This window comes from Peribacillus sp. ACCC06369 (assembly GCF_030348945.1).
Classification (GTDB): domain Bacteria; phylum Bacillota; class Bacilli; order Bacillales; family DSM-1321; genus Peribacillus.
Window position 1 is genome coordinate 4,085,711 of record NZ_JAUCEN010000002.1, and the last position, 13,631, is coordinate 4,099,341.

Here is a 13,631-nt window from a genome sequence, read left to right on the forward strand (position 1 = left end):
CAAAAAAGAACCTAATCTGTACCTTTATTGGTATAGACTAGGTTCTTTTTTCCATTGACAGGTCATTATTACTGCGGGTCGATTCTGTTGGAGCGTTCCCTGCTATCGGGCGCTTTACGGGAGGGGTTTGAACCCTTCCTGCGGCAGCATGCCACGCTACGTACCGATCATATATACCTTTTTCTTTTAACTCCAAAACCGCATTGATATAGTTCCTTTTTTCCTTTTCAGAAAGATGTTGTGCATTTTTTCTGATGTTATATTCAGGAGCCATGATTTGCCCTCATTCCATCTAAACTAAAAACCTTGGGATATATTAAGTCATCCATAGTGGAAACGTTACAAGACGAATGCGAATATTAGGCAAATTGGGCATGACTCAAAAAGGTGAATGGATGGATCAAGGGCTTTCGAGTTGACAAAACTTTTACCTTGAGTTAATTCAAAAAGTATGTATAATGAAATGTAAATTGCATAATTCAAATGTTTTCTAGGGTTCCGCAGTATATCCAATTACTGGTCTGGTCCGAGAGAAAACTCACAGCTTGCTGTGTCACGGAAGGATAAAAGCCTGGGAGAAAACTGTTTAACGGTTATCTCTTTGGCTTTTTTTGTTTTTTTTGTAAAGAATAAAATTGGAGGTGTTATTTTTCATGAGTGCAAATTGGATTAAAGTTTTCATTGCAGCTTTTTTTGAAGTTTTTTGGGTGATTGGCTTAAAACATGCAGATGATTTTTGGACGTGGACTGGAACGGTCATTTCCATCATCATCAGTTTTTATATGATGATAATGGCTGGCAGGAGGCTCCCTGTCGGAACGGTATATGCCGTTTTTGTAGGTATGGGAACGGCCGGAACCGTTCTTTCCGAAATCATTTTCTTCGGAGAATCTTTCAAACTGAGCAAAACGCTATTGATCCTCCTATTATTATCAGGGGTAATCGGGTTGAAACTAGTGACTGACGATAAGGTCGAGGAAGGGGATGAATCCTAATGGCTTGGATCTCTTTAATTTTAGCGGGACTATTCGAAATGTTCGGGGTTGCGATGATAAATAAATTGCATAAAGACCGAAATTGGCAATCCTTAATGCTGTTATTCATCGGATTTGGAGTAAGTTTTCTATTTCTTGCTTATGCTATGCAAACCTTGCCGATGGGGACGGCTTACGCAATCTGGACAGGGATCGGCGCATCTGGCGGAGCGATTATCGGGATGCTCTTATATGGGGAATCCAAAGATTGGAGAAGGGTCGTTTTTATTGCCATGGTCCTAGGTGCGGCAGTGGGATTAAAACTGGTTTCATAGGTGACCGCCCCCACTGAATTCCCGTTTTATTGCAAACCACCTACCTGCTCCATTGAATTTTTGGTATGATACATGAGTTAAATAAATTAGTGAAGGTGATTTTACTTTGTCTGAAGAAATTCCAGAAGAAAAAAAGGAATATGACACCACAATCATTTATGATTACAATGACCATCCTGACATCGTTAGTGGACGGTGTGACAATTGCGGGAAAGCCCAGTTCGAGAGTTCGGTCAAGGATTATGTATATATTCGTAAATGCAGGGAGTGCGGCATGAAGAAATCGATTTAGTTGTTGGTTTGCCCGGATATATGAATTCATGCTACCCTTCTATATAATAGGCCGCCAATTAGTTGGCGGCCTTCTTGGGCTGGCAATATGCTACCCAATCTTTTAAAGTTGTAGGAAAACGGCAGCCCTATCCCTATATCATCAAGATTTCCCTGATATCCTCTTCTGTTAGTGCAGATGACGACTTTTCATCAGGGTCGATGATTTCTTCAATAAGGTGTCTCTTTTTCTCTTGCAGTTCATTCATTTTTTCTTCGATTGTGCCACGGGCAACAAGTTTGATGACCTGAACCACATTCTTCTGCCCCATTCGATGGGCACGGTCCGCAGCTTGTTCTTCAACTGCGGGATTCCACCAAAGGTCGTATAGAATGACTGTATCGGCCCCCGTAAGATTGAGACCCGTGCCGCCCGCTTTCAATGAAATGAGGAATATATCCCGTTCTCCTGCATTAAACCGATTGCAGATTTCCACACGTTCCTTTGATGGGGTTTGTCCATCCAAGTAGAAAAAGGGCTGTCCTTTAATAGCCAAATCCCTGCCGATAATTTGCAGCATTTTTGTAAATTGCGAGAAAATCAGCACCCGTCTTCCGGAAAGCTTCGATTCCTCAACAATTTGCATCAGCTGCTCATATTTTGCCGAGCTACCTTTATAACCGTCCACAAACAAGGCGGGGTGACAGCAAATCTGCCGGAGTCGGGTCAGGCCAGCAAGGATCCTGATCCGATTTTTCCGGAGTGTATCCTTGTCCAGGTGTTTCAGTGTATCATGCCGCAGCTTCGCCAGATAGGCCGCGTACAGCTTCTTCTGATCAGGAAGCAGTTCCATCGATTCAAGCGACTCGATTTTTCCTGGAAGTTCCGCAAGCACATCCTCTTTCATTCTCCGCAGCAAAAATGGACGGATCCTACGTGAAATCTTCTTCCTTGAGAGGTTACTATACTCCTTTAACCCCATGAATAGTTCAGGGAATACCACGTGAAAAAGGGACCAGAGCTCTTCTAGTGAATTCTCGATGGGCGTACCGGTCAACGCGAAGCGATGGTCCGCTTTTATCTTCTTGGCCGCTCGTGCAGTTTGTGTCCCCGGGTTCTTAAAGGCCTGTGCCTCATCGAAAAACACCGTATGGAATTCCTCTTTTTCAAACAAGGTGATGTCCTTCCGGAGCAATGGATAAGAGGTGATCACTACATCCACGTCCATTACTTCCTTAAGCAGCTTCGACCTTTCCGATTTGTGGCCATCCACGACGACGGCTTGTATTTCAGGAGCGAATTTAGTGAATTCACTCAGCCAATTATAGGTTAATGATGATGGGCAGATAATAAGCGCAGGAACCCTTTTCTTCCTGATGTCAGGCAGCTCCGATAAAATGAACGTGATGCTTTGCAGTGTTTTTCCCAGTCCCATATCATCAGCAAGTATCCCGCCAAAACCGTATTGGGCAAGTATTTTCATCCATTTGTAGCCGTTTTTTTGATAATCGCGCAAGATCGGTCCCAGACTATTTGGCACCTCGAACTCCAAGGCACCCGGATTCCTGATGTTATCCAAAAACTGACGGAATGATTCCTCCATTGTGAATGTCTGACTATCATTCACGGAATCAAGGAGTTGCAGCCCTTTTACGATTGGCATGTTCAGACTGCTTTCCAGGTTTTCATCCTGAACGGGAAGTGCATTCAGAAACCGATTGATTTCCTCGAACTCCCTTGTTTCAAGGGAAAGCAGCGATCCATTCCTTAAACGATAATACTTCCTTTTTTCTTCAAGCGCTGCTAAGACCTCGCGAATTTGTTTATCGGGAATCGCATCCATTTCAAATTTGAATTCCAGCCAATCAGTCCGTTCTTTTTTGATTTTCACCCTAATGCGCGGTGCAGCATTCCCACGGGAAATCCGGTTTCTTACAGCGGTCGTGGCATAGATTTGTACCAGCTTTTGAAGTTTCGGAACGATATGGTACAAAAACTCATACTCCAACTCTTCGTTATGCAAGACATAGCCGCCATCAGTCTTGGCAAACAGGCTATCCTCCATAAGCTTTAGTATCTCAGCTTCCTTCTCCACATCCCTTATGAGCATGGAGACTGCCTTGGATTCCTGTTTTTCCAAAGGGTTGATCACGATATTTTCATAGTGGAATTCCAGCCCCGCAAGCAGCCTGTTTTTCACTCGATCCAAGAATAGCTTTGCAACCAGCGGTGTCTTCAAAAACAGTTCGGTGATGGACCTTGCTATACGGACTTCACCTAGTCTTTTCAAACCTGGCACCACTTTGTCGAGGAATAATTCCAGTTGGTCATGATGGATTGGAATTCGATTCATGCCCGAATTCTCCAGCATTTGCTTCAATTCTGAAAGGCGTTGGCAATCCTCGTTTTCGAGCTGAACCAAATTCCCTTCGAATAGAACCATTTTATATGCATTCATGACGATCATCTCATTCAACCCTTTAATATTCAGTTGATAACCCTTTCCCTCGCTTTGGGTAAAGTCAAACTGTAAAGGAAGCGGTCCGCTGGATAAACGAAAACCATTGAATGTATGGCTCCCATGGGATAGCTTTACCAATGGTGCTCTTTCAAGGATGGGTACAAGCCTTCGAAAAGAAGATGGAGGCAAAAGTAATAATTGATTATTCAATGTATATTCAGATTTATCCTTCAGGGCGTCAACATAGACTTTTTCATCCGATACTACTGTAATGAGCTCCTGAAGCACGGAATCATTTTCATTCTGAAAACAATGCAATACCGGATCATATATAAATGCAAGGGAAACTTGGGCAGGCTTTCCTTCTTTAACTCGCTTCAGGAAATCCCGGACATTCGCCACATTGAAAGAACCGATTTTCATTTCCATTCCTAACATATATTGATCCGTGCCTATCCTTACAGGTTTACACGTAAATTCTGCATCAATCATCTTTCTTTTTTCAAAGTGGCGCTGATGAACGCTTTTGCGTACAGGCTGATTATTGAAAAGGGTCAGCAAGCCCTCTGACAATTTATCATTGGCTGAAGCATCAGAACGAGGTACATTTATCGTTCCATCTCGCTGATGGTCGTAAACCGACAGCAGGACGGCTGCAATATGCTGGCAATCCCTTTGGAAGGAAGCTAGCGTAGGACAGCTGCATTTCGTCTGAAATCCGCCGACAGCATCCACTTCGATCTTGACATGGAAGTCTTCCTTTCCTTTAACCGTTGCTTCACAACCATCAGGTCGGTAACTTTCAAATGTCACTTTATTGGCACGATGAAAAGCTTCCCCTCTTTTGAAGGAGACGGCCCCGCACATGTCTTTTATGATTTTTTGATTCAACTTGATATCCAAATTGCCGTCCTCCTCCCGAGGTATTGTTGTTGAGTGATTTTACATTCCGCTGAAAAGTAAGCTCATTTTATCATCATACTATGAAATGGGTTTACGGGGTTGTAAAAAAGCAAAAAGACAAACTCCCATATTCGGAGTTCATCTCTATTTCAGCAAGGGGAATTTGCACCATCATTGTTGTCCTTTGGTATTGCCTTTCTTTTTTTTTCGATAAAAGAAGCTGAACACAAGGAATGCAAGAAGAATGAGAAAAAGGATAAGTTCAGCGGGGTCCTTCACCAAAAATGGGTTAAAGGCATGCTTTATTGAATTATCCAAATCAAATCCCAATAATATATCCATACCTAAAGATATGACCACTAAAGGGGCTAGGATCAAAACTGTAATACCAAACATTTTCATTTCTCATCAATTCCACCTTTTAGGAACTTTTTTTGGTGCTTGTCTTCCTTTTTTTTCGATTCTTAAAAAAGGCAATGATCAAGAGAAGCAACGGGATGATCACCTGAAATGGCAGATGGATGTAATTTGGTACGGCATCTAGCCCTTCATAGATATGTTCCGTATAGCTGCTTGCCATAATAATCGAAATCAATAAAATGACCATGCCAACAGGGTATGCAAGTCTGGAGGGCTGTTTAACATTGAAAACATTCGCCGTACCCGTTACCGCAACATAAGTAAATACACTTATCTTGATGAACCCGCCAATCATCAACAAAAACAAGAAGTACACATCGAGACGTTCAAGAAAGCCAGCGACCTCTATTGACTGAATGAGGGTAAGAAGAGGGTATTGCGAACGTGTCGTAAGGTCCACCCCAAGTACAGCAATATTCACAGCCATTATTATCGCGAGAAAAATACCGCTTGTCGCCAAGCCCCCTATCCCAATTTTTTTCAGTCGCTGAGGTTCGTTCAAATAAGGAAAAATCATTAAAAACACTATGATCTCGCCAAATGGAAAGAAAACGGTTTTAGTGAAACCCATTTTCATCATCTCTGTCCCGCTGATTTCAAAAATGGGTTTTAAGTTGTTTAAATGGATCATGCCTGAAGCAATAATCAGAAGCATGAAGGTCATTAAAAGTAAATTCTCCAAGACAAAGAATAGTTCCCCCGTCCTCACCAATACTTCTATCCCTTTACGGACCGTATACACCACGACTAAAATGAATGCAGCGTTCGCAACAAATAACGGAATATGAGGATAGGCAAAAGTAAGCAGTGTATCTCCGAAATCCCTCAGCACCCTTGCAGCAAGATAGATGAAATAAAGGATGTATAGAAAAGCTACGATCCTGCCTAGAAAATTCCCCAATATATGTTTTACAAACTCTGTTAACAGCTGCTCAGGGTAGTATCGACAAAGGCCATAATAAATGAAAAATAATAAAAATCCGCCTATCATCGCAATAAGGATGACTAGCCAAGCAGCCTGCTTGGCTTCACCTGCAAGCGGAACTAAAAGTGCACTGCCCATTTCAAACAGGAAAATAAGAACGAACAGCTGGTAACCGCTGATTTTTGCCTTTTCCATGAGGATGCCACTTCCTTTCCATTATTGATCTTTCTTTTTTAAATTTGAAAGAAATGGCTTATTACGTAATCCGGTACGGCGAATGAAAGTCTCTACCTGCACATCCACTTCAAGCTTGGGAAAAGCATCATCATCCCAGTTCTTTTCGATTTTTTTCCATTCTTTCGGGTGGGATTCGTGCATGAGTTCACCAAAGCCAAAAATATCGGATTTATTTTTTTGTGCACGGACGATCGCATCTTCCATCTCCTTCTTCAATTCTTTCGCTAACTTCTTTTCAATATCTATCAGAACATGCGTATCGGTTAGATTCACAGGAACATTCACCTCCCGGATATCTCCTTCTGCACGGACCTTTATCGATATTTTCGGTTTGCCGTTTACCAATTTTGCTCCGACGTTGGTTTTTTGGCGAATAACCGAATAGGTGACTGCGTCTTTTTTACCCTCCCAATCAATGTTTAAATGGGTATTTTCAATCCTATCCAATACCCACATTGACCCTATTGCCTTAGCGCCATCCAGCCAGTCAATCAATTTGCCATCTTTAAAAACACCTATCCCTACTGCATTAGGGTTTGCCTCAATATCAGAGGACATGGTATTCTCCATTTTATCTTCTTTACCTGTGTTTCCTTTCACGGTAAAACCACTTATTATCGGTTCTTTTCCGGTACTAAGCAGATTCTTGATCACTTCTTGGAGATTGATGCTAATATTTTTCCCCTGGGTTTTTTCAGTGGTTTCAATCGTTTTAATGACTTTCTCAGCAGATACCTTATCGATTGCGGTTAACGTTTCGACAATATCCCTTGCTTTCACACCCCGGGCAATCACCACCCTCGTAGTTGCCCTGAATTCCGGTGAGCGCTCAAATGCGTCGAAAATATCGTTGAGGCCCTCTTCTTTTGCTAGTTCCTCACCTATGACAATCAGATTGGCATGGGCAAAATACATATCTCGCGAGATTTTAGTTGAAGCGATATTATCCAGTTCAAGCACATTGTTTCCGGTGGCCCTATAAATGGATATCGGTGGATTTGTTCCGCCGCCGCCCTGAAGAGCTCCCGCTACATTGCTTGGATTAATGATTTGGAAAGTTCCCACTAACTTTCCTTCTTTATTTCTGTCGAGTCCAACCGCCGAGACAATGGCCATTTCGTTTAACTCTGTTTTATCCCAACAACCGGTGGTGAATGTGGTACAGATCAACATCAAGAAAAGAATTAGCTTTTTACGATTCATTGCCTTCACCTTTTTTCTCGTCAGCAGTTTTCATTCCACGCGATTCAGGAGGCAGGGGTCTTTGATTTTCGCCTTCCCTTATCAGGTTATTTTCGTTGGATAATAATTTTGGCCTTTCCTTAAAGGCCCACATAGGTCTTCTGAAAAATGTGTCACCTAACCCTTCCGGATTCAGAGGGGCGAGCGGTGACATATAAGGAACACCGAATGAACGGAGGCTGCATAAATGGACAATGAGCACGATAAAGGCCAAAATCATGCCATAAAAACCTAAAGCGCCGGCACAAATGATGAATCCGAACCGCACAATGCGGGCAGAAATCGCTATGGCATAAGAAGGGGTTGCAAAACTGGCAATCGCCGTGATCGAGACGATGATGACCATTGCCGGCGATACGATACCAGCCTGGACAGCCGCCTGCCCGATGACCAATGCTCCGACAATGGACATCGTCGAACCAACAGCCTTTGGCATCCGAAGACTTGCTTCCCTTAATATTTCAAAGGTCATTTCCATGAGAAGCGCTTCAATGACGGCGGGTAAAGGAACCGTTTCCCTTTGGGCCGCTACAATGACTAGCAACTTCGTTGGGATCATTTCCTGATGAAAAGTCGTGGCTGCAACATAGACTGCCGGCCCGACTATAGAGATAATGAAAACGATGATCCGTAAAAAACGTGTGGCTGAAGCAATGTCGAAGCGATTATAGTAGTCTTCGACAGATTGGAAAAACTGTACGAATAATGCCGGTGCCACCAGGACAAAAGGCGTTCCATTAACGAATATCGCCACTCTTCCTTCCAGAAGGTTTCCTGCGACCATATCCGGTCTTTCTGTATGGTTAAGGGTTGGGAATGGGGTCATGACCTGGTCTTCTATCAATTGTTCAATATATCCTGATTCAAGAATGCTATCGATGTTAATTCGTTTTAAGCGCTTCTTGACCTCCTCAACAATCCCTTCTTTGACAATTCCATTTATATACATGATGGAAACGTCCGTTTTGGTCACCGTGCCTATTTTCATCGACTCTATCCATAAATCCGGTGTATTGATGATCCGGCGTAACATGGCGATGTTTGTTCCATTCGATTCCGTAAACCCTTCTCTTGATCCCCGGACAGTCAAATGCGTGCTTGGTTCCTGAATCGAGCGCTTTTCTCCTCCTCTTGTACTGGCAACCAGGGCGATGTTGATACCATCAACAAAAATGATGCTGTCCCCTGATAATAAGGATAAAAATAGTTTTTCCCAATCCTTGACGGTTTCTACACCACCGAGGGAAACCACGTCTTCCGTGATTATATCCATTGCTTCTTGTGGAAGTATTTTTTCTGATAGATGAGGATTTTTCATGATTGACTCAATTAAAAAGTCCGTAACGCTTGGATTATCGACCAGACCCTGCACATACAGAATAGTCGTTTTTATCTCCGGATTTTGACCGATTTTCAATGTTCGGATAATGATGTCCGGACTGTTTCCCGTCTTTTTCTTCACGTTTTCCAGATTTGCTGCAATGGAATTTTCTATATAATCAGGCGTTTTGCTTTTGGATTGACTTTCATCTTCCTTTTTCTTTTCACGTTGCTTCACTTGTCTCTTTTGTTTGAAAAAAGAAGCCATAGCACCGAACCTCATTCCTTTTTCGTTTCACTCATTTTGTCCAAAGCATTCCCCCTTTATTCTGAGTTCTGCCTTCTTCCTTCCATAAGAAAAAGGCTGTCGCAATGACAGCCTTTGGCGGTTATTTTCCGTTATGTAATGAAGTGCCGATTATAACGGCCCAATCAACTAAACTCTAGATTATACTTTGCCTTTATTCCTTCTAAAAATCAAAACAACGAAAAGAATGAATAGCAAAGCCAATATCGCATAAACGATGTTTGAATAAATGTCCATATATCCTACAATATCTTCCCACGAAGACCCAACAGCTGCCCCGATATTGACTAAGATGATGTTCCAAATTAATGTTCCGGATGTTGTGTAAAGCAGAAAGAGCCAAAAGCTCATATGGGACATGCCTGCTGGAATCGAGATCAAGCTTCTGATAAGCGGAACCAGTCTACAGAAAAACACGGTCCATGCCCCATACTTGTCAAACCATGAATTCGCCTTATGGACGTCCGGTACCGTTAACCGAAGAATATGGCCCCATCTTTCCACGAACTTTTCAATGACCTTAACATCAAGAAGCAAACCAATTCCATAAAGGACGACTGCCCCTGCCACTGACCCTATAGTCGATGCGATCACGACGCCCATAATCGTCATATTCGCTGTTGTCGTCATGAAACCGCCAAAAGTAAGAATGACCTCTGATGGGATCGGCGGGAAAATATTTTCCAATGCTATTAATAGAAAGATTCCCATATACCCAAAATCATTCATGAATTCCGTAATCCAGTTTTCCATTTATTACGCTCCTAACTGATTTGAATCAACAGCTGACTTGTTACCCGCCGGCTGCTTATCTTGCAATAATCTTGACCCTTTATTAAATATCTTTTTTCTTCCGCCGTTCTTGATACCTTTGGAAAAACCAAATGGAAATCGCAATCCAAAAACCACCCGCCAAATATCCCGCAATGATATCACTAGGATAATGGACTCCCAAGTATATTCGACTTATACCAATCGATAGGATCATCATCATACTGAACAGAATCAATAGGATCCTCGCCCACTTAGCCGTGATGTGACGCCATAGCAGAAATGTGAGAATACCGTATAAAGAGAATGCATTCATGGCATGTCCACTAGGGAAACTGTACCCCCCTATTTCGATGAGCCGATGTAAATCAGGCCGGGCGCGTTGAAAGAAAAGCTTGACCATCAAATTGAGAAGAGGTGAACCAACCATGACGGCACTGAATAAGATTAGCTCCAAACGATGCTTCAAAACCTTATATAAGAAAAACAAAATCATCAAAGAGAGGATGATCAAGGACCAAGTTGAACCTATGTAGGTAAAGAACTTCATGATACCAGTCAGTAAGGGGGACTCCCATCCCTGCACTAAGGAAATCACCTTTTCATCAAATTTCAGGTATTCATTTGCACTAATGGTAAATGCCATGAAACTGAACCCGATTAAAGAAAGTACACTTACTATAAAAGCAATGATTAATTGTTGCTTTAATTTCATAATAACATCCTTTCACTTTTGAAAACCGTTTCATATGGAAATTTCTATTTTATCATATCTTCTTCATTGCAGAATGAATGTATTTGCTTCATTGCCCACAACGCATCCAGTGTTTATGATCAAATCTTCTACTTTTTCATACTACTCTATTCGTCATTGTCACCTCAACTTAAGGTTACTTTAGTTTCATTCACTTGGATCGTTATATCTTCGGTATTCTTTTCTCAGGGACTCACTTATGATCGATTATGGTACAATCAAATAACCAGTTTGCATTTTAGAGGCTATCATTACACCAGCCAATGCCGAAGCAGCAAATCCTACATATGGAAATTCAGATAAAATGGCAGCTTTAATAACATTACGCTACCATTCACCATGTATGCCCTGCGTCCCTACTAAAACGAAAAAACCTTATGCAGGTTAGTGCACAAGGTTTTTCGTTTTTTTTATAGTGTACGGCATGCCTTAAGCGGTAGTGATGTCAAAGTTTGCCCGGTCGCTGAATCGGTAAGGTTCTCTTCTAACTGGAACGATGGCACCGCTTCAATATGCTTGAATTTCTTCAGGAATGTAGTAAGCGCAATCTTTGCTTCCAGTCTGGCTAGCGGTGCTCCGAGGCAGAAATGAGGACCATTTCCGAAGGTTAGATGTTTCTTATTATTTGGGCGGTGGATATTAAGGGTGAAGGCGTCTTCAAACATCTCTTCATCCAAATTAGCTGCGCTCATCCAAACAACCACGTTTTCCCCTTCTTTCAATTCCACTCCTAATAGATCGTTATCTTTCTTTACGGTGCGATCTAATTTAATGAGATTGAAACGGTAACGGAGCATTTCTTCGACCGCCTGCGGAACCAAATCCAGGTTTTCATGTAACTCTTGATAAACTTCCTTGTCATCATATAGCAGGGAATAAAAGCTATTGGCCAGTAAATGACTTGTTGTCTCGACACCTGCTCCTAAAATCAGCATGGTCGTGCGGACAACCTCATCATCCGTAAACATCTCCCCATCCACTTCCGCCTTCAAAAGATCCGAGATGATATCATCTGCCGGGTTCAATCGTTTTTGCACAACAATCGGATACAAATACTGATAGTATTCTTTTGCTGCCACTTGCTTCAATTCATTTACTTCTTCTTGTTTTTCTTTATCAAAAGGAAGGAATAAGATATCCACCCATTTCTTAAACAATAAGCGATCTTTCGAAGGAACGCCCATCAAATCTGACATGACAATGATCGGAAGCGGACTCGCCAATGATTGCACCATATCGATTTCCGTTTCCTCATCCATTTCTTCGATCAATTCATCCGCTATTTCCTGAATGCGAGGTTCCCAGTTTTGAAGACTTCTAGGTGTGAATGCTGCGGCAAGCAGTGAACGGCGTTTTCTATGCTCCGGTGGATCCGCTTCAGTGATTTTGATCTTATCAGGAACTGAACCTTCCTCACTATCCGTTCCAACCGATATGGTAGTCCGTTTCCGGACACTCGAAAAATGTTTATAATCACTGAGAACACGCTTAACATCTTCATATTTAAAAACATTCCACGTATCCGTTCCTTCGTGATAACTCACGGGGTCATTTTCTAACATCCGTTTACACCAAGCGTATGGACTAAATTCCTCCGTACGTGTTTTAAACCTAGTAAATTCTTTTATTGCTATAACTTCTTTCATGATACCGACTCCTCCCACTTCTCAAAGATACCTAACAAAAGGATCGCATGTTCAGCATTCCCATCTCAGTCGATTTGTTATAGGGTCGAGCAATCCTGATAGACTTTTTCACCAAATCCTTAAATACACATCTATTCCATTATAGGGTAAAACCCCGCAACAAACCATGCATCTTCCATACCAGCAGCCTTACATGAAATTTGCCCCACAATCCCAACAACCCTATGTAAAACTGCTTATTTTTGACAATTCCCTTCCTTTTTCTATTTTTTTATGTCCTTCAATTGATGCTTAAAATCCAATCCTCTTTTTCAAATTCGGAGACAGTGCTTTTCACTAAGTTATTTCAGTATAGATAATTTAATAATTTCCGGAGTTTGTAAAAATTGAACGTTTATTGAAACGTAGGGAACTCACTTTCCGCGGCGGGCGGGGAGCTTCCGCGGCACTCTTTGCACCTGCGGGGTCTCCCTTGGACACGCTTTTCCCGCAGGAGTCTCGGAATGGTCTCTTCCCGAACCATGATTATAAAAGAAGACTTGGTTATCCTTCATGTTTTTTTATTGTTTTATGAAACCTCATTAGACTGAAGAAATTTGCGACACTCTTGCCGAGACCCCACAGACGCTTGCTTTGATGTGGCTTGGCAGACAGTCGGCGGAAAGGGAGCGGATTTCTGAATTTAGCTGGAACGTTTTCAAATAAAAAAACTGCAGACAAACTCGCCTTTCTTCGAGCTTGTCTACAGTCTGAATGGCTGCACAATGCAGCCGTCAATTTTTGCCCTTTTTAATCAGTTCATGTAAATCATCCATTTTCTTTTCCATGATATCCATTCTGGTTTTACGATGCTTGACGGAACGGAAAAGGGATACGGTCCCAACAATGATCAGAATTAAAAATACAAGGCAAAACAATTGGTATATCAGATCCGCAATATTAAAACCACTCACTATGTAATCCCCCTAAATGGCATTCTCAGTATTCTATTATACACCAGGAAAAATGAACATTTTAACCTTTTTATGGGGAATCGAGAATTAACGGCATAATTGAAAAACCGAT

Annotated in this window: 13 protein-coding genes and 1 riboswitch; of the genes, 3 read left to right on the forward strand and 10 right to left on the reverse strand. The window is 42.0% G+C overall.

Annotation, left to right across the window (positions count from 1 at the left end):
- Window positions 1-37 precede the first annotated feature (37 nt).
- Complete coding sequence (locus QUF78_RS20770; protein ID WP_289326139.1) at window positions 38-274, reverse strand: hypothetical protein; 237 nt, start codon at window positions 272-274, stop codon at window positions 38-40.
- Window positions 275-479: 205 nt separating this feature from the next.
- Window positions 480-580, forward strand: a riboswitch (guanidine-I (ykkC/yxkD leader).
- A gap of 73 nt (window positions 581-653) precedes the next feature.
- Between QUF78_RS20770 and QUF78_RS20775 the strand changes: the two genes are divergently transcribed.
- The 3 genes from QUF78_RS20775 (at window position 654) to QUF78_RS20785 (ending at window position 1,601) form a co-directional block, all read left to right on the forward strand.
- Complete coding sequence (locus QUF78_RS20775) at window positions 654-995, forward strand: DMT family transporter (RefSeq protein WP_289326140.1); 342 nt, start codon at window positions 654-656, stop codon at window positions 993-995.
- Window positions 995-1,309 carry a DMT family transporter gene (locus tag QUF78_RS20780; RefSeq protein WP_289326141.1) on the forward strand — a complete coding sequence of 105 codons (315 nt, stop codon included), beginning with the start codon at window positions 995-997 and terminating at the stop codon, window positions 1,307-1,309. Before QUF78_RS20775 ends, QUF78_RS20780 begins: the two co-directional genes overlap by 1 nt.
- A gap of 106 nt (window positions 1,310-1,415) precedes the next feature.
- Window positions 1,416-1,601, forward strand: coding sequence for a DUF8096 family protein (locus QUF78_RS20785; RefSeq protein WP_289326142.1), 186 nt, complete (start codon window positions 1,416-1,418; stop codon window positions 1,599-1,601).
- A gap of 133 nt (window positions 1,602-1,734) precedes the next feature.
- Here the strand turns inward: QUF78_RS20785 and QUF78_RS20790 are convergent, their stop codons facing one another.
- The 9 genes from QUF78_RS20790 to QUF78_RS20830 all read right to left on the reverse strand — a co-directional run bounded on the left by QUF78_RS20790 (window position 1,735) and on the right by QUF78_RS20830 (window position 13,519).
- Window positions 1,735-4,944, reverse strand: a complete 3,210-nt coding sequence (locus QUF78_RS20790; protein ID WP_289326143.1) for a DEAD/DEAH box helicase — start codon at window positions 4,942-4,944, stop codon at window positions 1,735-1,737.
- A gap of 171 nt (window positions 4,945-5,115) precedes the next feature.
- Window positions 5,116-5,346, reverse strand: a complete 231-nt coding sequence (locus QUF78_RS20795) for a YczF family membrane protein (protein ID WP_289326144.1) — start codon at window positions 5,344-5,346, stop codon at window positions 5,116-5,118.
- 19 nt (window positions 5,347-5,365) lie between these two features.
- Window positions 5,366-6,484 (reverse strand): GerAB/ArcD/ProY family transporter, encoded by a 1,119-nt coding sequence (locus tag QUF78_RS20800; RefSeq protein ID WP_289326145.1) that lies wholly within the window; start codon window positions 6,482-6,484, stop codon window positions 5,366-5,368.
- A 21-nt stretch (window positions 6,485-6,505) separates the two neighbouring features.
- The gene (locus QUF78_RS20805) at window positions 6,506-7,729 is read right to left on the reverse strand and encodes a Ger(x)C family spore germination protein (RefSeq protein ID WP_289326146.1); all 1,224 of its coding nucleotides are present in this window, start codon (window positions 7,727-7,729) and stop codon (window positions 6,506-6,508) included.
- Window positions 7,719-9,356, reverse strand: a complete 1,638-nt coding sequence (locus tag QUF78_RS20810) for a spore germination protein (protein WP_289326147.1) — start codon at window positions 9,354-9,356, stop codon at window positions 7,719-7,721. The genes QUF78_RS20805 and QUF78_RS20810 overlap by 11 nt, the downstream gene beginning before the upstream one ends.
- Window positions 9,357-9,536: 180 nt before the next feature.
- On the reverse strand, window positions 9,537-10,148 hold the full coding sequence (locus tag QUF78_RS20815) for a DedA family protein (protein ID WP_289326148.1): 612 nt from the start codon (window positions 10,146-10,148) through the stop codon (window positions 9,537-9,539).
- A gap of 82 nt (window positions 10,149-10,230) precedes the next feature.
- A complete protein-coding gene (locus QUF78_RS20820; protein WP_289326149.1) occupies window positions 10,231-10,881 on the reverse strand; it encodes a phosphatase PAP2 family protein in 651 nt (216 codons plus the stop codon).
- 449 nt (window positions 10,882-11,330) lie between these two features.
- The gene (locus QUF78_RS20825) at window positions 11,331-12,569 is read right to left on the reverse strand and encodes a cytochrome P450 (RefSeq protein WP_289327371.1); all 1,239 of its coding nucleotides are present in this window, start codon (window positions 12,567-12,569) and stop codon (window positions 11,331-11,333) included.
- Between the two features lie 770 nt (window positions 12,570-13,339).
- Complete coding sequence (locus QUF78_RS20830; protein WP_289315216.1) at window positions 13,340-13,519, reverse strand: DUF4083 domain-containing protein; 180 nt, start codon at window positions 13,517-13,519, stop codon at window positions 13,340-13,342.
- Window positions 13,520-13,631 lie beyond the last annotated feature (112 nt).

Excerpts from the sequence above, each read along its gene's own strand:
- QUF78_RS20770 (WP_289326139.1), bottom strand. The coding sequence starts at position 274 with ATGGCTCCTGAATATAACATCAGAAAAAATGCACAACATCTTTCTGAA.
- QUF78_RS20820 (WP_289326149.1), bottom strand. The coding sequence starts at position 10,881 with ATGAAATTAAAGCAACAATTAATCATTGCTTTTATAGTAAGTGTACTT.
- QUF78_RS20780 (WP_289326141.1), top strand. The coding sequence starts at position 995 with ATGGCTTGGATCTCTTTAATTTTAGCGGGACTATTCGAAATGTTCGGG.
- QUF78_RS20800 (WP_289326145.1), bottom strand. The coding sequence starts at position 6,484 with ATGGAAAAGGCAAAAATCAGCGGTTACCAGCTGTTCGTTCTTATTTTC.
- QUF78_RS20815 (WP_289326148.1), bottom strand. The coding sequence starts at position 10,148 with ATGGAAAACTGGATTACGGAATTCATGAATGATTTTGGGTATATGGGA.
- QUF78_RS20810 (WP_289326147.1), bottom strand. The coding sequence starts at position 9,356 with ATGGCTTCTTTTTTCAAACAAAAGAGACAAGTGAAGCAACGTGAAAAG.
- QUF78_RS20775 (WP_289326140.1), top strand. The coding sequence starts at position 654 with ATGAGTGCAAATTGGATTAAAGTTTTCATTGCAGCTTTTTTTGAAGTT.
- QUF78_RS20795 (WP_289326144.1), bottom strand. The coding sequence starts at position 5,346 with ATGAAAATGTTTGGTATTACAGTTTTGATCCTAGCCCCTTTAGTGGTC.
- QUF78_RS20805 (WP_289326146.1), bottom strand. The coding sequence starts at position 7,729 with ATGAATCGTAAAAAGCTAATTCTTTTCTTGATGTTGATCTGTACCACA.